Origin of the sequence: Mameliella sp. CS4, from assembly GCF_019392335.1 — a bacterium.
In the GTDB taxonomy this organism is placed as follows: Bacteria; Pseudomonadota; Alphaproteobacteria; order Rhodobacterales; family Rhodobacteraceae; genus Antarctobacter.
This window is the reverse complement of record NZ_JAHXRQ010000004.1, coordinates 160410-179241: the sequence shown is the minus strand read 5'-3', so window position 1 is coordinate 179241 and position 18832 is coordinate 160410. Positions and strand designations below refer to the sequence as shown.

Here is an 18832-nt window from a genome sequence, read left to right as displayed (position 1 = left end):
GCGCCACCTGATCAAAGCCCGCAGGCGGCGCGCTCTTCCTCTGTCAGGAGATCGCCCAGGGCCTCTGCCAGTGGGCGCAGATGTGCCCCGTAGCGGCGCCAGCGTGCAACCGAGGTGCCGTAGACCGGTTCGCGCACCTGCGCCACCGAGGCGGTGTTGACCTGCCGTGACGAGGCCGTGTGATCCAGCACCTGCGATGACCAGTCGAGGCCGAGAAAATCCAGCACGTCCCGCGCCATGCCCTCGGGATCGGCCACCAACGCCTCGTAGGACACGTCTCGGACGCGATCCGGGAGCAGGGCGGTCCAGCGTTTCGCGTTCAGGTCGAACTGTCGGTAGGCCTCGGCCAGGTCCACAAGGTCGGTCGAAACCGGTTGGTTGTGCCCAAAGTTCTGCACCCAGTTCGACAACAGGCAATCCAGCGGGTGCCGCCGCATGACCAGGAACTTCGCCTCTGGCAGCGCCAGCGCCAGCAGGCCGACATAAAGCTGGTTCCCCGGCAGCTTGTCCGTCACGCGGCGGCTGCGCAGGCCCTCGCGGTGCAGGAAGGCCTGGTATTCTTCGCCCAGCTTGGTGAAATCGTCATCCGTCAGGCTGTCGTCCGGTTCGCGTTCCTCCAGGACTGCGCGCAAGTGGGGGCTGGACTGGAACGACCGCTGTGCGGCGAGCATCTCGCCCCCGGCCTGAACCTCCGGGTGACGCGACAGCATCTGTTCCATCAAAGTTGTGCCGGACCGGGGCATACCGCAGACAAAGATCGGGGCGACGCCGCGCAGCCCGGCGCCCGCGTGGCGGTCCAGCAGCGCCGGCGTCACAAGGCTGCGCATCCGCTCGGCCCGTTCGGTTTGGGGCTGACGGTCATAGGGATGGGCCTTCCGCGTCAGGCGGTTGCCTTCGGCATAATGCGCAAAGGCCGTGCCGTGTTCTCCGAGGTCGTCAAACCCCTTGCCCAGGGCGAATTCCAGCGTGGCGCGCGCCTCGTCCGGCAGGGTGTCCGCCTGGTCCGCCAGGGTCTGTAGGTTCGTCCACTCTGGGCTGTCGACGCGGGTCTTGCGCAGGTGGACCAGCCGCGCCAGCGCCGACAGGCCCATGCCCGGCAGTCGGGCGGCGGTCGTCAGCGCCTCGGCGGCCTGGTCCATGCGGCCCGAAGCGGCGAGGATATTGCCAAGGTGCAGCCAGGCCTCGCCAGTCCGCGGGGCCAGTTCGATGGCGCGCCTTGCGTGATGTTCGGCGGTTTCATGGCGCTCCCGGCGATAGAGCGCGGCTGCGAGGTTCACATGCACCGCGACCGATTGGGGATCGACGGCCAACGCCCGGAACAGCGCATCCACCGAATGTTGGATGTTGCCAGTGCGCAGGTAGGCCTGTGCGAGGTTCAGATGCAGGTCCAGTACCGACCCGTCCAGCGCGATGGCGCGCTCCAGGCGGGGAATGGCGCGGGCATAGTCCTCGGCCAGAACAAGCGCCGCGCCGAGGTTCGCCTGGGCCAGGGCATAGTTCGGCGCCGCTTCGACGGCGGCTTCGAACTGCGCGCGCGCTTCTTCCATGCGACCGGCCTGCGCCAGCAGCGTCCCCAAGTCGACCAGCGCCACCGCGTCGTCGGGCTGATGGGCAACCACCTCCTGCAACAACGTCATTCCGGCCTGTGCGTCTCCCGATTGGGCCAGGTTCAGCGCCTTGAGATGGATCAGCCGGGGATGGCCGGGGTATTGGTCCAACAGGGTTTCCAGTGCCGCGCCGGCCTCGGTGAACCGCCCGGCGTTCTGGTGGCGGGAGATGCGGGCCAATTCGGCGTTGACGGCCTCCAGGGCGGCGGCATCGGTTGGCGCGGCGGTCCGGGTCATGGGGCGGCTGGGCTTTCTGTCAGGGGCGGGGCAAGGAAAAACGGCCCGGGGAGATCACTCCGCGGGCCGTCGGTGACTTGGTCGCAAGCGGGGCAGGTCCCGGTCGGCTCAGGCGGCGCGGGACAGCAGGCCAAGCGCCTCGGCTCGCCGGGCCAGGGCATCGCGAAGCGCGGGCGGCAGGTGGCGCGCGGCCGAGATGCGCGGCGCGGCCATTTCCGGGATCGCCGGTGCCTCGGTGCGTTCGGCGCCGTTCACGAACCCGTCCCGACCGATGAAATCGACATAGCTTTCCGCCGCGCAGCCTTCGGCCAGCAGCAGTTCATGCGTGCCGGTCTCGACGTGGAAATAGGTGAAGCCGTCCGTGGGCATCCGCGCCTCGCGCGTGATGCTGCTGCCGTTGATGAGCGCGGAGGCGTTCACCAGGTAGCCGTCGATGCCGATGGCGTGATCGGGCGACACCAGCAGGTCGCGTGCCGGCACGTTCTCGGCCAGGGCGCCGGCGCGGATGCGGATCGGGTTGACCTTGGAGGGATTGGACAACGAGGTCTCCACCGGTTGTTCACCCAGCCATTGCACGGTGCTGATCCCGCCATCGGCGGTCAGCACCCGGTCGCCCGCGCGCAGATCCTGAACGGCTTTTTCGCCCTCGGGCGTCGCGATCATCGTGCCTTCGAGGAAGCACAGCAGGTTGGCGGTTAGGTTGTCGATGGTGATCGTGTTGGTGCCGGGATTGCTGGCGGTGAACCGGATTTGGGAATAGACGGTCCCGCTGTCCGGCACCGTGATGACCTGGCTCGAGGCGTTCGCGTTGGTGACGACATAGTTGCTGCCGGGCAGAAGCGCGTTGCCGTTGTTCGGATCGACCGCGACAAAGGTGATGTTCCAGGTTCCGGACAGGTAGGTGCCGATGGTGAATTGCAGCCCGTTGCCCGAGAAATACTGGTTCGGCTCCGTCCCGGCGACGTTCAGCGTAAAGGCACCGCCTGTGGCGAAATCGGAGAGGCTCAGCTGTGCGAGCGAGTTGGGAGCATAGGCCACGGTTTCCGTGCCCGGGTTCCCGGCTGCCGAACTCAGGACAAAGGTGATCCCTTCTTCGTCGAAGGTGATGCTGGGGGTCGCCCCGTTCGAGGCGACAAGCGCGCCGCCGTCGTTGAAATCGAATACCGCCATCAGATCCACCTTCTGTTTCGAGCAACAATTTATAAGAGATTACGGGTTCTTTTATTCCCGTATTATTATGCGGTTCCGGGACGCTTGAAAAGCCCCCATAAGGTTGCAAGAACAGGAGTGTATTCGCCTTTGACCCCGGAGCCGCCCCGACATGGACATTGCCACGCTGACGCCTGAGAGTTTTGAACCGCTGATCGGAGAGCCGGTCACGGTGACAACGACCGAAGGTTCGATCGAGCTGCGGATCACGCGGGTCGAGCCCAGGGGCGATGCCCCGGAGGAGGGCATGCGCGCGCCTTTCACACTGACCCTTGTCGGGCCTGTTGCGCCCATTCTGGAGCAGGGGGCCTGGCCGATGTCGCTGCCCGGTCTTGGAGAGACGGCGCTGTTCCTCTCGCCTTTCGCGCAGGTCGGGGACGAGACGCGCTACGAGATCAACTTCAGCTAGGGGCATCCTGCGGGGACCATTCCATCGCCAGATGCACCCCCAGGTCCGCGCCGGGGGCAAAGCCCAACCGCTGGTAGAGAGCCCGGGCGCGGGTGTTGCCGTGTTCGACGCTCAATCTCAGCGGCAAGGCGGCGGTGCGGGCCTCTTGCTGAAGGATGTGCAAGAGGTGGCTGCCGATGCCCTGGCCACGGATCCCGGCCACAAGCGACAGGTCGATGACACGGATTTCACCCGGCGCGCGCAGGACCCGAAATTGGCCCACAGGGGTGCCTTGCATCTGGATGATGTCCCAGCTGTGGTCAGGATAGCTCTGCGCGTAGGACTGTGCCTGCGCGTCGAATTGCAGTTCCAGCATCTGTGTCAGCGCCGGAGGCGGTAGGGGCAGGGCGGCCAGGTCCTCGCGCGTTTCCGTGTAGAGGCGCAGCAGAAAGGCCCGGTCCGCATCGCGGACCGGGCGCAATCGGGGTTCTTGCGTGATCCCGCTCAGTTCAGCACGATCTCGATATCGGCACCGCCCGAACGGCGCGGTACGGCGGTCATGTAGAGCTCGGCGGCGCCCATGCGCGGATGCCAGACCCGGTGCAACCCGTCGCCATCGCTCACCAGCGGCGCGCTGTCAGGACTGTCGAAAACGGCTGTCACGCTTTCGCGGCGGGGCAGGTGCCCGGGACGGTCCATACCCGAATGGCCGGCTTCCACCGCCTTGAGCCGCAACACCAGGTCGCCATGCTGGGATGTGGAGATCCGGAACCTGTCGCCGATCAGCGGCATCAATTCCTCGGCGGTGGCGTCGTGCCAGCGCGGCGGGCGCAGCGCGCCGGAGGCCGTTGCTGCCGGTCCGCCGTGCAGGGTGTCAGGCCCCGTGGCGTCGCCGCGCGCAAATGCGGCGCCCGGCAGGGCTGCGAGCCCGGCCAGTGCGGCCTTGCCCGCCAGCACGGCCCGGCGCGAGACTGTCAACAGAACACTCATGGCGTTCTCCTTTCTGTTCCGGTCCGGTTCAGCTGCGCGAGGGGAAGATGCCCTGAAGCGCGATGATATAGTTGATCGCGAGATAGGGGTTCATGATGTTGAAGGACTGCTGTCCGCCATTGTTCTGAACCGCGACGCTCACCGATGCCGGATCCATGACGACATCTTCGGACGGCGAGTTGGGCCGGAAGATGTTGGTGCCCCCGGCCAGGATGTTGCCGGACGGATCGGAAACCGATCCGCTGCGGCTCTCGGCCCGCATCTGGGCCGTGGCACTGTGATTGTGCGACGGCATGTTGGCGATGGTCAGGGTCCGGGTCTCGGCACCGCCCTTCTGGCCTTCGCGATAGTCGGAAAGCCCGGGACCGTGGCGGGGGCCGATCGGCATCCGGCCACGCAGGTCGGGCAGGGCAAAGGTCGTGCGGCCGTCGCCGCCGTAGATGGTGCCCAGGAGCGAGAAAAGTGCACTGTACTGGCTGATGGGCAGCAGCTGCCCGTCGCAGAACGCCCAGCCGCGTGGAGCAAAGTTACCCGCGAAAATCGTGACCTGTGCGAGGAATGGATCCGCCATGAGAGTATGTCCCTGTTTTACGATGGTGGTTTTAATTGGTTGAAACTCTAGGAGGGAATGCAACTCTGTGTAAAGCTTTAACACAACTATGCGTTTTGCCGGTTGGGTCGGCCACACGTATTGGACAGGGGGCGGGTGCTGGTGAGCAGGGCCGCCGACCGCCAACTCACGTGGGGCCGGGGATGACGGCGGTCGGTGCCGCTGGTTGCCTGAGGGCCGGCACCGTCGTTTGGTGGCGAGTTTCGGCAAAGGTGACCCGGGTCACGCCCCGGGCGGCTGCTCACGCTGGAAAACCGCTTTCGCGCCCCAGATGGCCACGCCCGCCAGAACGCCCCAGAACGCGCCGCTGATCCCCAGCAGGGACATTCCGCTTCCGGCGATCAGAAAGGTCAGGGCAGGGGCCTCCAGCTGGTCCGCCCGAGAAAAGGCGGCGGTTGTCGCGGCGACAAAGGCCGGGATCAGCGCCAGACCGGCGACGGCAGTGATCACCGCTGTCGGCGCAAGGCTGGCCAGCGAGGTGACGGCGGTCGCGGCAAACGCCAGCGCCACATAGCAGATACCCGAGACGACGGCGGCCCAGTACCGGCCGGACGGGTCGCGCCCGGCGTCCTCTCCGGCCATCATGGACGCGGTGATGGCCGACATGTTGACCGGGATCGCGCCAAAGGGGGCAATGAGTAGACTGACAATCCCGGTGCTGCGCAGCAAGGAGGGACGGTTGACGCCATAACCGTTCAGCTCGAGCACCGCGAAGCCCGGAATGTTCTGCCCGGCCATCGTGATCAGGTAGAGCGGCAAGGCGACCGAGATCGCCGATTGCAGGGAAAAGCTGGGCGGCACGATATCAAGAACGGGTGCCCAGCTGACAGCGGTGGCGTCCGGATGTCCGGAAGGTTCGACCGCCAGGGCCAGCACCAGAACGAACGTGACCACGGCCAGGGGCATGGCCGCCAGTCGGTTCCAGGCCAAGCCCACCACCCAGGCCACGACGATGGGCAGAACCAATAGGGGCAGGGTCCCGAGTGCCAGCGCGGGGGCGAGACAGAGTTTCAGGAGAACCCCCGCCAGGAGCGCGCTGGCAATCGGTTTGGGGATCGCGGCGACGGCGCGGCCCAGGGCCGGGACGATCCCTGTCAGGACGATCAGCCCGGCGCAAATGATCAGGGCGCCCACCGCCTCGCCGAACCCTCCGGCCAGCATGGCCGTTGCCGCCAGGAAGGCGGCCCCCGGTGTCGACCAGGCAACGGCGGCAGGGGTGCGGGTGACAATGGGCAACCAGATGCTGCAGATCCCCATGCCGATGGTCGCGAAGAACAGTCCGGTGGCAGCCTGGGCGTCGGACGCGCCCATCGCCGTCAATCCGGCCAGAACGATTGCAAAGGAGGCCGCGTAGCCGACGAAGGCGGCCAACACCCCCATGTTGAGTGCCGAAAGTGAAAAGTCTTTGATCATGAGAGGGTCCACCGCTGACTGCCTTGGCCCCCTAATTGACCGAGGATGCCGCGAACCTCCAGATCGGACATTTCCGAGATGGAGGTCGTTTCATCCGCGAAATGACATTTTTGACAGCGGCCAACCTCGTGTCGGACACAATCGAACGGGGTCGGCCACTTTTTGCGCCCCGGCGGCAGTGGTTCTGGACACAGCCGATTTTCCATGCCACGTGTTGCCGCGATGGTGCCGTGCACGGGTCAATCCCGGGCCGGCTGAAAAGGGAATGCGGTGCGAGAGTTTTCTCTCAATTCCGCGACTGCCCCCGCAACTGTAAGCGGCGAGCAACCCGTCAATCCACTGGATCAACCACGATCCGGGAAGGGACGGTGCGCTTTGACCCGCGAGTCAGGAGACCTGCCATCACTTGATTGCAACCAACCGGGCGGAGGGCCCGAGGAGGATTAGATGACAGTTTCACAGGGTCCAGTCCCGTGCGCTTGCCTGTTTCCTCTTAACGAGGGCAGGGCATGGATGCACATGTATACCTGATTTCAGCCAGTTACGTCAGCGCCGCCCGGTTCCGCACGCTTGCCGATGCATTGGTCGACGCGGCTACGTGTCATGCGGTTGCCCTGCGTCTCGAAGGGGAGGGCGCAAGCCTCTGGCGGACTCTGGATTCCCTGGCCGCCGAGGGCGCCAGCCGGATCCAGCTGCGGCCCATCGGCTTGCCGTTCTCGCAAAGCCTCGAACGGTGGCTGCCCGGGGCGGCTGCAAGCTGGCTGCACAGGCGCGGTGACACCTCTCTCGAACTCTATTTCGCACGCCCGGCAGAGGAAGACACACGTATCCTCCGCAATGCGGCGCGGGCGCGGGTTCCGGCCACGCGCATCCACCCGGAGCCGGATGGTGAACTTGGCAAGGGCTGGGATGCTCCGCCGGACTTTCGCCATCACCTGCTGGTCTGCGCCGGTCCGCGCTGTCACCTCAAGGATGCGCCGCATCTGGCCGAGGTTCTCAAGGCAGAACTGGGCCGGGCAGGCGTCAGCGCCGCCTGTCTCGTGACCACGACCGGCTGCCTGTTTCCCTGCAACGCCGGCCCGGTGATCGTGCATTACCCCGAAGGCCATTGGTACCGCGTGACCGACGTGGCCGAGGTGCGCGCGGTCGTCTCTCAGGCGATCTGCGCCGGGACGACCCCCCGACATCTTTTGATTCACAAGACCGGAGAGACCCATGAATCCGCTTAAACTCTGTTTCGTCCTTGCCCTGGCTGCAGGGGCGGCCCAGGCCGAGCCAGTGACAATCGAAAGCTGCGGCATGTCTTTCACCTATGACACGCCGCCCAGCCGGGCAATCACGCTCAACCAGCAGGCCACCGAGGTCATGCTTGCGCTTGGCCTGCAGGACCGCATGGTCGGCACCGCCTACATGGACGACGCGATCCCCGAGCATTGGCGCGCTGCCTATGACACCGTGCCCGTGCTGGCCGAAAAATATCCCGCCGCCGAAGTTGTGCTGGCGCAAGAACCGGACTTCCTGTTCGCGGGGTTCGGCTCGGCCTTTTCCGAGGACAATCTGGGGGACGTGCAACAATGGCATGACCTGGGCATCGGCACCTATCTGGTCGATGCCTCCTGCAAGGCCGCGCACCCAAAGGACGTGCCCCTGACACAGGCCCCGATCCTGCGCGACATCGAGGTGATCGGCGACATCTTTGGCGTGGCGGATCGTGCCGACGTGCTGATCGCCGAAACGCGGGCACGTATCGACGCGGTGCAGAATGACCCGGCGGGCGGCGGTCGGACCGCCTTCATCTATGACAGCGGCACGGATACGCCCTATTCCATCGGCTGTTGCGGCGGTCCGGCGCTGCTGGCCCGCACCGCCGGGTTGCAGAGCATCAGCGCGGACGTGTCGGGCACCTGGATCGACCTTGCCTGGGAACGGGTCGTGGCCGCGGACCCTGACGTGATCCTGCTGATCGAGGCGGACTGGTCCACCGCGGCGGACAAGCGGGCGCACCTGGAAAACGATCCGGTGCTGGCCGAATTGTCGGCGGTCCGGAACGGCCGCTACGTCGTTGTGCCCTTTTCCGAGACCCTGCTTGGCATGCGGTTCGCCGATGGGGTCGAGCGTGTGAACGCGCAGCTCAAGGCGTTGGACTAAGTGCCGGCCCGGTTCCCGATCCTTCTTGTCGCGACCCTGGGGTGCCTGGTGGCCGTCGCCCTGGCCGGTGTTCTTTGGGGGACGGCCCAGATCTCCTGGGCAGACCGGCTGGCCATCCTGATGCGGGACGAGACCGCCCCGCGCGGGTTGTCCCTGATCGTCTGGCAGTGGCGGATCCCGCGTGTCCTGGCGGTGGGGCTGATCGGGGCCGGGCTGGCGCTGGCAGGGGCGTTGATGCAGACGGCCCTGCGCAATCCGATGGCGGATCCCTATCTGATGGGGCTGTCCTCCGGAGCCTCGGCTGCGGCGGTGGCCGCGATCATCTGGCTTCCGGCCAGTATGACCGATCGGCTTGGGGTGCCTCTGATCGCGTTTCTCGGGGCGGCGCTGGCCTTTGTCATGACCATTGGCCTGTCGCAGAGACGCGGCAGGATGCCGGACCCGCTGGTGGTGATCCTTGCAGGCGTCGCCGTATCGCTGATGTTCCAGTCGCTGACGGCCTTTTTCCTCTATGTCGGTGATCCGCACGCCACCCGCAGCGCGATGGGCTGGCTGATGGGGACGGCGGCAGGCACGCAATGGCAAGAGGTGCCGATGCTGGGATTGGGCCTTGTCGCGGTGGGAGCGGGTGCGCTGCGCCACGCAAACGCGCTGGACGCGACCCTTCTGGGTGAGGAACGGGCGCAGGCGCTTGGCTTTCGCACCGGGCGCATCCGGCTGCTGATCTTCTTGTCGACGGTGCTCTTGACCGGCCTCGCGGTGTCGGTGGCGGGGATCGTCGGCTTCATCGGCCTGATCGTGCCGCATATGGCCCGATTGCTGACCGGTGCCCGGCACCGGGTTCTGCTACCCCTGACGATGGCCCTGGGCGCAGTGGTCCTGATCGCGGTCGATCTGCTGTGCCGGGTGCTGCTGGCGCCCGAGGAACTGCCGCTTGGAGTGCTTTTGGCGCTCTTCGCGGCGCCGCCTTTCATCCTTATCCTGCGGGGGATCCGTCGTGCTGCATGAGCCCATTCGCGAAGAGGCCGCCCTGTGCATTCGCAACCTCAGCGTCGCTGTCGAGGGCAGGGGGGTCGTGCGGGACGCGTCGCTGAGTGTGCCCACGGGCGAAATCCACGGTTTGCTGGGTCCAAACGGGGCGGGCAAGACAACGCTCTTGCGCACCTTGTACCGCGCCAGCCGGCCGGCCTCTGGGCAGATCACCGCCTTTGGTCGGGACATGGACAGCTATAGCCCCGCCGAATGGGCGCACTTGCTGGGCGCATTGGTGCAAAGTGCAGGGTTGCTGGCCGGATTGACGCCCCGGGACATCGTGGAAATCGGGCTAGAGGCGCAGGGGTTGGAGCGCGGCGAGATCCGGGACCGCCGGGACGAGGCGCTTGGGATTGTCGGGTTGACCGACAAGGCGGACCAATCGGCTGACCGCCTTTCGGGTGGCGAGCTGCAACGCTGCTATTTCGCGCAACTCCTGGCCTGCGATCCCCGGGTCTACGTTCTAGACGAACCGACCAATCACCTGGATCTGCACTATCAACTGGTGCTGCTGGACGAGGTGCGACGCAGGGGCCGGACGGTGCTGATGTGCCTCCACGACCTGACGCTTGCGATGCGCTATTGCCACAAGGTTTACCTGATGCAGTCCGGCAGGATCGTGGCCAGCGGGCCCCCTGCGGAGCTGCTGAGCCGTGACATGTTGATGACCCATTACAGGGTGGATGCCGAGTTTCGCGGCAAGGCGCTGGAGGTCACCGGTCCGATCTGACCCCGTTGACCGGAGAGGGCGGGCGCCGGTTGGTCGGCGGGCTGGACCCGGTGTTCCTCTTTGCCGACGAGCCGACCTTTCGCCTCGATCCTCTGACGCAACATCCTCTGACGCATCGCAGGTCATGCGCCTGTTGACCGATCTGGCACTGACGAAAGAGAGTGCCGTCCTGCTGGTCAGTCACGATCCGGACCTGATCGCCAAGGCTCTTGCCCAGAGCCTTTACAGGTGCGCAACCTGCACCAATGCGGAATGGGCGCTGCATCCCTGACCAAGCCGGGAGGTTCCCACATCCAGTGTCAGCACGTTGGGGTTGCCGTCAGGATCTATATTGCCGCCCGGGTCCCCGAACCAGGCCCCTGTGGGCAGCGCCACGACGCCCGGATTGATGTCACTGGAGACCGATGCCCTTGCCCGGCAGACGCCACGTGCGTTGAAGACCCGCAGCAGATCGCCCGTGTTGATGTCGCGCGCCGCTGCATCGTCCGGGTGGATGACAAGTGTTTCGGGCCGTGCGCCCTCCACATCGGCAAGCGCGGCCTCAAGCTGGCTGTGCAGCTTGTCCCCCGGCTGAGGCGAAACAAGGTGCAAGGGCGCCGCCGCGGTTGCGCTGCCCAGCCATTCGGACGGCGGAAACCAGATCGGATGACCGGGGCAATCGTCGTAGCCGAAACTGTCGATCGTTTCGGAAAAGACCTCGATACGGCCAGACGGGGTGCCCAGCCGGAAGGCATCGGGATCCTCGCGGAACGGCGCGAAAAACGTACGGTTCGGTCCTTCGGCCTGGATGGGAAGCCTGACCCAGTTACGCTCTTTCAAGGCCTCCAGATCGGGCACGTCGATGCCGGTATCTGCCGCTGCGGTCCGATACCCTGCGTAGAGCTTTCCGATCCATTCTGCCGACGTCAGACCTTCCGTGAACTGGTCGCCCACGCCGCAGCGGTCCGCAAGACCGCCGAAGATGTCGTAGTCGTCCCGTGCCTGACCCACGGGCGGGATCAATCGGGGCATATGGAACAGGTAGTCGTCCAGATTGGTGCGGCCGATATCCTCGCGCTCGTAGGGGGTCGTGGCGGGAAAGACGATGTCGGCGCGCTTGGCTGTCGCTGTCCACCACGGCTCGTTGACGATGATCGTCTCTGGTCGCTGCCAAGCCTCGTGCAGGGCGTTGAGGTCCTGGTGATGGTGGTAGGGATTGCCCCCCGCCCAGTAGATCAACCGGATATCGGGGTAGGTCTTTCGCTGCCCGTCGAAATCGTAGGGCTGTCCGGGATTGCGGAGCATATCGCCGATGCGCGCCACCGGGATCGTTTCTGCGACCGGGTTGGTCAGTTGCGGGAAGGTCATGCCGCGCAGCCCGATGAGCGACTTGCCCACGCCGCCGATCGCGCCGTACCCATAGCCCACGCCGCCGCCCGGCAGGCCGATCTGGCCAAGCATCGCGGCCAGGACAACCGACATCCAGTAGGGTTGCTCGCCATGTTCGGCACGCTGGAGGGACCAGGCCACGGTGATCAGCGTGCGGGTCGTGGCCATGCGCCGCGCGAGAGAGCGGATCGCCTCGGGGGCCACGCCACACAGGGGCGCCGCCCAGTCCGGCGTCTTGGGCACGCCATCGGTGGCGCCTATCAGGTAGGGGCGAAAACGGTCGTAGCCCACCGTGTGGCTGGCCAGGAAGACGCGATCGACAAGTCCCTCTTCCTCAAGAACACAGGCAAGTGCCAGCATCAGAGCGGTATCCGATCCGGGGCGGACAGGCATCCAGTCGCAGCCTTCGGGCGCGTCTGTGCGTTGCGGTCCGATGTTCACGCAGCGCATGCCTTTGGCCGCAAACCTGTCGAACCAGCCGGCGGTCTGGTGTTCGGTGATGCCGCCCATGCTGACTTGCGAGTTCTTCGGGTTGATCCCGCCGAACATCACCAAGGTCTCGGTGTGGTCGTGGATTGTCTGCCATCCGTCCTGATGCTCGTAAAGCAACTGCAGGAAATCCACGCCCAGCACATGTGGCATGATGGATTGCGCACACCCGGTGGAGTAGCTGCCGAAGGACGCGACATAGCCCCCGATGCAATTCAGAAACCTGTGCACCTGGCTTTGGGCATGATGGAAACGCCCGGCCGAGCCCCAGCCATAGGACCCGCCAAAGATCGCCGTGTTGCCATGTTTCTGGCGTATGCGGTCAATCTCTGCGGCCGCGATGTCGAGCGCTTCATCCCAGGGCAGTTCGACAAAGTCCTGCTCGCCACGTCCACCGCGCTCTCGCGTTTCGAGCCAGCCGCGCCGGAACGAGGGGCGGGTGACGCGTGTCTTGTGATGGACAGCGGCCGGGAGAACATCCGGGATCCGCGAGGGATGCGGGTCTTCGGAGAAGCCCCTTGTTGCGGTGATCCGATCACCCTCCACATCGACCTCGAACGCCCCCCAATGGCTGGAGGTTACCTTTGTCGATGGCGCGGATTTGTCGGCCATTTGCCTTCTCCATACAGGTGCAGGATTCTTGCCCGCCCGGACGTGTTAACACGACGTGGGCGCAGTTGCCCTATACTCTGCCATAACCGCAGGGGCATCTGCACCCGGTCTTTCGATGCTGTTTTCTTGTCGGACGAGGTCCGCACATTCGATGGTATTCCGTCTTGGCAAGCGCAACGCATGATCTCTTCGACATGCTCCGGCGTGGACTGTGCTGGCGGGCGCGATCAAAAAGGGCTGCGTGGGCAGCGATGGAGATTGAGCATGCCCAGTATCAGTGAAATCGGCTATGTCTGCGTCCGGCACCAATCATAACGCCGGGCAACTCTCGGCGCAGGCATGGGCCGCCAGGGCTACGCCTCCGGGGCCGCCAGCCAAGCGCGAGGCCGGGTTGGCCGTCGAGATCCGCAGCCGATGCCCCGTCTCCACTATGTTACGCCAGCCCTGGGGCGCCGAAGGGGTGCGATGGGACGTCCCCGATGCGCCGTTGGATCAACCCGGAGTCGGGCAGCAACCGGACATGTCCCCGATAGCCAGCTCGATGCCGTCGCCGATCATGTCGGCTAAACCGTCGGAGGCCTGGAGCCGCGGGGGGACGCGCGGGTTTTCGGCAAGGAAACGCGGCAGAACACGGCTGAGCGCAAACTGCGCGACTCCGACCGAACAGGACAGGGTGACAGTGCCCTCCAGCGCGATCTCGTCCCGGCGCACCGCCGCTTCGGCGGCCTCCATGCATACCTGCGCTATCTTGGCGTGACGAAACGCGGCCGCGTCGGCCTCCGTCAGCGACATCAGTCTTGAATCCTGGTTCAGGCACCGCGCTCCAAGCGCCTCTTCGAGGCTTTTGACCTGCCGGCTGATACGCGACTTGGGAATATCCAGCGTTCGCGCGGCGACCGAGTCCCGCTGTTTCTCGACGACCTGGACCAGGCAACGGGCCGGATTGAGGTCCGTTGTCCGGTCCCTATTTGCGGCCCTCGTTCCAGATACGGAACGAAGCTTTCCGAAATCTACGAATTTTCGCAGCTTCGTCCTGATCGAAGATTTGCACCTATCAAGGCAGGCGAACATGACCGTGCAACACAGAGTTCCAGACCATACATCCCTGGCCGCGATCACAGAACTTACGCAGCCATTTCCAGTTTCACTGCAGGGGATGATGCCACCGATGCCCATGCGGGGGCGTCCGTTGTTGTAGGACCAGGGCCAAAGGCTTGCGACGCGCCTATGCGGATGAGGCGGCGCTAAAAGCGGACCGGGCCGCGCAGCCTATGGTGGGCAACATCCGGGACGAGGCTGGCAATCCTTTACGGCGCGGAACGTGATGCGGCTCGACCGGCAAGGAATTGGCAGAAAGACGGATGTAGACTTGGCGCTTACGGCTCTGGAAGATGGCGACCGCTTGCGCCGGTGGACATCCGCTCACCAGGACGGGCCACATCGAGTCTCTGGACGATAGGCGCATGCTATCGAATTGGGGCCGCCAAGGGCTGACTATTTCTCCCTAATCGACGAATATATGCTTGGAGGCTTCATTGTAGACGTCTTGCAGATCGCCGGAACCTGCGGGCAAATTCGCCAAGCCAAATTTCTTGTCCCAAGGGGACACTGTGCTTGTCGCCACATACTTGAGAACCGAAAAAGCCGCAGGGGTGGAAACATAGTCGATCCGATCTTTCGGATAGTCCGATTGAAGATAATCCAGATTGACACTGCCCTGAGAATAATAAAGCGGAGACCCAAATGCTTCGTCCATCCTTGATTTTGGTATCTCCACAAGGATGTAAAAGGCCAGATCCGCGGTTGGCGTTCCATCCAGCAGCGTCGCGCTAGCCGAAAGCATTTCACCATGTTCAACGATCAAATCCCCCCTGACAAAGCCGGGATCGAGTGACAGGCTCTCTGAATTACCGCCACAGGTCTGATCCATCAGACGGACTTCTTTGCCTGGAACCGGTGTGCCCTCGGCGTCCACCGCGAAGATCTTGACGTCTTTCAAGACTTGCAAGGTAGGTGGCCGCGGAGAGAAATAGGCCGAGAACCCACGAATGACCAGGGGTTCTTGCTCATCCCAGGCTTTATACCAAGGGCGCCCCTCGGGCAGCAGTCGTGGCGCCGCCGGATATTGATCCAGATAGGGGACCCTAATAAACTTGTGCAGCTTCTGATCCTCCGCGGCTGGACGATAACTTATGCGCACCCGGACCCTGGTTGAATCCATATCATCCTGTTTGATCTCGTGGGGGTGATGCCGGGCAAAGTGTTGCGGTATCGACATGATCTCCTGCTCACTGAGAAATAGGGGGAGATCGTCCGGAAAATCCACAGTGCGGTAGAAACTTGAACTTTCCCTCAGGGAAACCGCCGCGCAATGCGCTTCCGACGGGCCCGGCAACATCTTTCCCTTACGCGCTCGGCCGTTTCCCGAAAAGTACAGGCAGCCATCCCCAAGGAGGAACGGGTAGTTGTCGATCTGCAGGTCTCTCACTTGAACTGCGATCTCGTGAATTGCTACATTGCAATTCGGCTTGAATAGAAATTCTTTGAGCCGATCATTATCGCCCGATTTCCAATTCTCAAAATTCTGGTCGTTGAGCCTTTGCCAGTCTTGCGAATTATAGAAATCTTCAGGGTGGCTTGCCTCGATAGACCAATATTTGGAGATGGCTATATTTGGCCGCCCCTCCTTGTGCATGAAAGTACCTTCAAGCTCCATTGTCCTGAGCTCCGGCAAGTCCGGGGCTGGGTGGTCAAACGAAACCTCGTTTCCAAAGCGGTCTCGGGGTACATTGCGTTTGATCCGAGTGACTTCTATCGAAGCTTCCCATCTCAATCGTATCTCCCGGATGTGCTCTTCATCGTAGAACTTTCGGATCAATGGGCCGTGCAATGCCTGCCGAACATAGTCCTTGGGAAGTCCAGCCCCGGCGAGTTTCAGGAAAGTATCATCAGTGTCTATCTCATCCAAACCGGCCTGATCCAAAAGCGAAACGCTCAATCCTATCCGGTCGGACAACGCTTTTCTTGTGGCGTCTCCCAAAGTGTCCGTTGCGACAAAATAGACTTCTCCAAATTTGGAAGGTGCAAAGGCAAGACCATTCTGAATCCTTTCCACTTTGCCAGGATCAATGCCGAGTGCGTTAATTGCTTGGGAACCGATCCAATATTGGAAGCTTTTGGGAGGGATGCTGGAACAGAAGGTCGCCGTTTCTAGACCGTCTCTGTCAAGTCCCAAGCGGCGCGAACGCCAAGCGAAGAAGCGCAAGTTTCTCAGGATTGGATCGCACAGGAACACGATAATTTTCGAACTCTTTCCCAAAGGGACGCCGTTCGCTGTTTCGGGTAATCCGGAAACGGACTCTTCGGTCAGTTTATCAACCCGGAGTACAGGCATGTTCGTGTCGGTCTGAACGTGAATGCTGCTGGCTCCAACGCAGCCAAAATCGCACAATACCAAGGTGTCGGCGGCACTAGCGTCGGCCATTTCAGACGTCTTTGGTGTCATACCTGTATCATGCGTGTTTCTGTGTCGAACCTTGGCGCCAAATCGATTCCATACACGATCGTAAATCGCATCGATCCTCCGGCGACCAAGTAGCCTTACGGCAACTTTTTTCGACTTTTTTCTGACACTCATTACGTGAACTCGATCTGGTTTTCTATTTCGAAGACGTCGCCTGAATTTTCCGGGTCAGCAGTCAATCGTCACCTGTCTTTTTCATGCAACTCTTCATCGCAAATGATCGCCTTCTGTTCAGAAAGCTCTTCTATCATCTCGTTCATACGGGCGGTGTGAACCTCTCCAGCCGCCAAAGGCGCATCATCGCCAGTGCTTGCAGAGCCCCGCACAAGGCGCTTGAGAAACACCCGCATGACATGCGCAACGCCATCTGGCGTGACCTGGCGCAGATCCGGTGCGAAATAAGCGCCGCGATTATAGGCGCCTGTGATGATCTCGAACGACGGGAAGTACTGGACGTTGTGGAACTGCCTCGAAACGTCTTCGGCGGCGGCCCTCAGGACCGATTTGCTGTAGCAGGTCGCACTCAGAGCGTCGGCTTCGGAGTAGGTGGCGATAAGCGGCACCGGCGACACCGTGAAAATCACCTTTGCCTTTGGGTTGATTGTCTCCAGCGCCGCCAGGAAGGCGAGAAGATCATCTTTGACCTCGGCGTATCCCAGATTCCGAAACTCGAAATTGGCCGGGTTCGCAGCCGAGGTGACGCTGCCTGGCGTGACCGGAAATGCGGCCCCGTCGCGACGATCGAACCAGCCTTCGGTCAGGCCCAGGGTGAAAACGAAAACATCCAGGGTTTCCAGCATCTGGCGGACATGGGCCATGTGCGTTTCCCGCGCGGTCTCGACGGCGGCAACCGAGGCAAATGTTTCGCCGATGTTGGGGCGAAACGGATCTATGTAGCCGTCTTTGACGCGCCAGGCCGTCTCGATCGGGGTAAACCTTCCGTAGGCCCGATCGACCTGTTGTCTCAATTGGCGTGTAGAGTAGATATTGCCGTACCGGGCGCTGAAGAGACCATAGCCGCGCGCGTCGGCCGTTTCTTTGTCCATGCCGTCGGGCGCAGGCTCGGCAACGTAATAGGTCAGGCCACTCTTGACGAGCGCCTTGGCCACATGCTGTGCGAAACAACTACCTGCAGTGGCGACCCGACTCTTGGCATCGATTATGGGTGTCAGATCGTGACCCGGCGAGACGTCTGCAGGAGACAGTCGTGCGACAGAGCGTGACCAAAAGCGATGCGCCGGAATTTTGGTGTATGGATTGGTTGTTGGCTCTGGCTTGCGGTCCGACCACTCGCGAAGAGCCATGTCAAAACGCTCCAGGTCCCGCTGCGGAATTTCCACTGCGTCGCCGGCCTTCTGCAGCCGGTGATAGATACCGGCGACCATTTCAGGCAAGGTGCGCAATCGCGGGCCGACCTTGTAGATTTGGTCGGGACGGTCCAGGCGGTTGGTTGCCATCGGGTGGTTGAGGCTGGGCATCCGGTCATTCGCGGCCAGGGGGTCGGGGAGGAGGTCCGAGAGGCAGGCGGCGGGCAGCTCGAGTTCGAGCGGTTCAAGAACAGACCTCAGTATGTCTTCGACCACGAAGGACCTGGGGTGATTGCCGGTGAAGAAGAACACGCCGCGATCGAACCAATGCGCAAAGTGCGCCTCCGGATTGGTCATGTTCCTGGACAGGTCTTTCAGGAAGAGTTGTTTGAGCGCTGCGAATTCAGACCGATACCCCATCAGGTCGAGAAACTCGGGGTTGTAGAGCCGGCAGGTTTCCGCTTGCGGGAGCCCCCTTTTCCAAGCGGTTGCCATGATACGCGGGATATTGCCCCACCCGCCTCCCGCGGCGTGAGAGCTGGGCACAATGGCCAGGCGATCCGGTGTGAAGCCATTGAAAACGATGTAGGGGAAGATCAGGCAACGTGGATGCGCCGAGACCCTGTCCCAGAGTTGTGGCAGTCTGCGCTGGACCCCCTGTGCGAGAATGACATCGTACCGCTGGATGGCTTCTTCCGTAACGGTCTCGGCTGTCTGTGCGGTGGGAACGATATGATCCACCTCATGGCCAATGGCCTCAAGTACTTGCTTGATGACCAAGCCGTTGCAGTTTGCGAGAGCCAGGATTTTCACGAAAAAACATCCATTTGGTTGGGCGTGGGCAGGATCTGGATCCCGCGGGTTTATGGCGCGGGCTATCGTCCCATGACTGTTGGAAAGAGCGTGGGCGAAACCGTGACCGGTTCAGGCTTGACGCTTGCATTTTCAGCGATCCTTGCGGGCGAAAAAGGTCGAGCCATCACCATGTTGCACACCCTCACTTTTTCACTCAATGGAATTGAGATGTGTTTTCCAAGATCCCTCACGAACAGAGGGTTTGCAAGCAGGTCTTGGCCTTGTGTCATGCCCCAGCACAAGGTTCGCAAGGCAAGTGCATGATACGTCCTCAGGAAAAACGATCCTGGATAGAGGACAAGCCGAGCCAACCC

15 protein-coding genes and 1 riboswitch are annotated in these 18832 nt (G+C 62.9%); of the genes, 5 read left to right on the top strand and 10 right to left on the bottom strand.

The genetic code is table 11. The annotated features are described in order from the left end of the window. Positions 1–11: 11 nt before the first annotated feature. Together KZZ07_RS07775 and KZZ07_RS07770 are read right to left on the bottom strand one after the other, a co-directional pair. Entirely contained in the window at positions 12–1844 is a 1833-nt protein-coding gene (locus tag KZZ07_RS07775; RefSeq protein ID WP_219513316.1) for a tetratricopeptide repeat-containing sulfotransferase family protein, read from the bottom strand. A gap of 108 nt (positions 1845–1952) precedes the next feature. After that, entirely contained in the window at positions 1953–3014 is a 1062-nt protein-coding gene (locus KZZ07_RS07770; RefSeq protein ID WP_219513315.1) for a Hint domain-containing protein, read from the bottom strand. A 151-nt stretch (positions 3015–3165) separates the two neighbouring features. Between KZZ07_RS07770 and KZZ07_RS07765 the strand changes: the two genes are divergently transcribed. Next, positions 3166–3462 carry a DUF6916 family protein gene (locus KZZ07_RS07765; RefSeq protein WP_219513314.1) on the top strand — a complete coding sequence of 99 codons (297 nt, stop codon included), beginning with the start codon at positions 3166–3168 and terminating at the stop codon, positions 3460–3462. Here the strand turns inward: KZZ07_RS07765 and KZZ07_RS07760 are convergent. From KZZ07_RS07760 to KZZ07_RS07745, 4 genes are all read right to left on the bottom strand, one after another. After that, entirely contained in the window at positions 3455–3922 is a 468-nt protein-coding gene (locus KZZ07_RS07760) for a GNAT family N-acetyltransferase (RefSeq protein ID WP_219513313.1), read from the bottom strand. The two genes, KZZ07_RS07765 and KZZ07_RS07760, sit on opposite strands and share 8 nt — an antisense overlap. Positions 3923–3945: 23 nt before the next feature. Continuing rightward, positions 3946–4431, bottom strand: a complete 486-nt coding sequence (locus KZZ07_RS07755) for a DUF6916 family protein (protein WP_219513312.1) — start codon at positions 4429–4431, stop codon at positions 3946–3948. A gap of 28 nt (positions 4432–4459) precedes the next feature. Continuing rightward, entirely contained in the window at positions 4460–5002 is a 543-nt protein-coding gene (locus KZZ07_RS07750) for a phage tail protein (protein ID WP_219513311.1), read from the bottom strand. A 261-nt stretch (positions 5003–5263) separates the two neighbouring features. Then, positions 5264–6454, bottom strand: coding sequence for a benzoate/H(+) symporter BenE family transporter (locus KZZ07_RS07745; protein ID WP_219513310.1), 1191 nt, complete (start codon positions 6452–6454; stop codon positions 5264–5266). A gap of 206 nt (positions 6455–6660) precedes the next feature. After that, positions 6661–6872, top strand: a riboswitch (cobalamin riboswitch). A 91-nt stretch (positions 6873–6963) separates the two neighbouring features. On the opposite strand from KZZ07_RS07745, the gene KZZ07_RS07740 reads away from it, so the two are divergent. From KZZ07_RS07740 to KZZ07_RS07725, 4 genes are read left to right on the top strand one after another with little or no spacing between them, the layout of a single operon-like run. Then, positions 6964–7683, top strand: coding sequence for a (2Fe-2S) ferredoxin domain-containing protein (locus KZZ07_RS07740; protein WP_219513309.1), 720 nt, complete (start codon positions 6964–6966; stop codon positions 7681–7683). After that, positions 7670–8602 carry an ABC transporter substrate-binding protein gene (locus KZZ07_RS07735; RefSeq protein WP_219513308.1) on the top strand — a complete coding sequence of 311 codons (933 nt, stop codon included), beginning with the start codon at positions 7670–7672 and terminating at the stop codon, positions 8600–8602. The genes KZZ07_RS07740 and KZZ07_RS07735 overlap by 14 nt, the downstream gene beginning before the upstream one ends. Further along, positions 8603–9610, top strand: coding sequence for a FecCD family ABC transporter permease (locus tag KZZ07_RS07730; protein ID WP_219513307.1), 1008 nt, complete (start codon positions 8603–8605; stop codon positions 9608–9610). Next, positions 9600–10364 carry an ABC transporter ATP-binding protein gene (locus tag KZZ07_RS07725; protein ID WP_370631082.1) on the top strand — a complete coding sequence of 255 codons (765 nt, stop codon included), beginning with the start codon at positions 9600–9602 and terminating at the stop codon, positions 10362–10364. The genes KZZ07_RS07730 and KZZ07_RS07725 overlap by 11 nt, the downstream gene beginning before the upstream one ends. A gap of 222 nt (positions 10365–10586) precedes the next feature. Here the strand turns inward: KZZ07_RS07725 and KZZ07_RS07720 are convergent, their stop codons facing one another. The 4 genes from KZZ07_RS07720 to KZZ07_RS07705 all read right to left on the bottom strand — a co-directional run bounded on the left by KZZ07_RS07720 (position 10587) and on the right by KZZ07_RS07705 (position 18476). Beyond that, positions 10587–12833 (bottom strand): molybdopterin-dependent oxidoreductase, encoded by a 2247-nt coding sequence (locus KZZ07_RS07720; RefSeq protein WP_219513306.1) that lies wholly within the window; start codon positions 12831–12833, stop codon positions 10587–10589. Between the two features lie 492 nt (positions 12834–13325). Further along, positions 13326–13904, bottom strand: a complete 579-nt coding sequence (locus KZZ07_RS07715; protein ID WP_255564232.1) for a LysR family transcriptional regulator — start codon at positions 13902–13904, stop codon at positions 13326–13328. A 433-nt stretch (positions 13905–14337) separates the two neighbouring features. Next, positions 14338–16338, bottom strand: coding sequence for a hypothetical protein (locus KZZ07_RS07710; RefSeq protein ID WP_219513304.1), 2001 nt, complete (start codon positions 16336–16338; stop codon positions 14338–14340). A gap of 200 nt (positions 16339–16538) precedes the next feature. Next, positions 16539–18476: a GSCFA domain-containing protein gene (locus KZZ07_RS07705; protein ID WP_219513303.1), complete on the bottom strand. Its 1938-nt coding sequence runs from the start codon at positions 18474–18476 to the stop codon at positions 16539–16541. Positions 18477–18832 lie beyond the last annotated feature (356 nt).

Coding starts and splice junctions, on each gene's coding strand:
- KZZ07_RS07715 (WP_255564232.1), bottom strand. CDS start 13,904: ATGTTCGCCTGCCTTGATAGGTGCAAATCTTCGATCAGGACGAAGCTG.
- KZZ07_RS07775 (WP_219513316.1), bottom strand. CDS start 1,844: ATGACCCGGACCGCCGCGCCAACCGATGCCGCCGCCCTGGAGGCCGTC.
- KZZ07_RS07745 (WP_219513310.1), bottom strand. CDS start 6,454: ATGATCAAAGACTTTTCACTTTCGGCACTCAACATGGGGGTGTTGGCC.
- KZZ07_RS07710 (WP_219513304.1), bottom strand. CDS start 16,338: ATGACACCAAAGACGTCTGAAATGGCCGACGCTAGTGCCGCCGACACC.
- KZZ07_RS07735 (WP_219513308.1), top strand. CDS start 7,670: ATGAATCCGCTTAAACTCTGTTTCGTCCTTGCCCTGGCTGCAGGGGCG.
- KZZ07_RS07755 (WP_219513312.1), bottom strand. CDS start 4,431: ATGAGTGTTCTGTTGACAGTCTCGCGCCGGGCCGTGCTGGCGGGCAAG.
- KZZ07_RS07720 (WP_219513306.1), bottom strand. CDS start 12,833: ATGGCCGACAAATCCGCGCCATCGACAAAGGTAACCTCCAGCCATTGG.
- KZZ07_RS07770 (WP_219513315.1), bottom strand. CDS start 3,014: ATGGCGGTATTCGATTTCAACGACGGCGGCGCGCTTGTCGCCTCGAAC.
- KZZ07_RS07750 (WP_219513311.1), bottom strand. CDS start 5,002: ATGGCGGATCCATTCCTCGCACAGGTCACGATTTTCGCGGGTAACTTT.
- KZZ07_RS07765 (WP_219513314.1), top strand. CDS start 3,166: ATGGACATTGCCACGCTGACGCCTGAGAGTTTTGAACCGCTGATCGGA.
- KZZ07_RS07740 (WP_219513309.1), top strand. CDS start 6,964: ATGGATGCACATGTATACCTGATTTCAGCCAGTTACGTCAGCGCCGCC.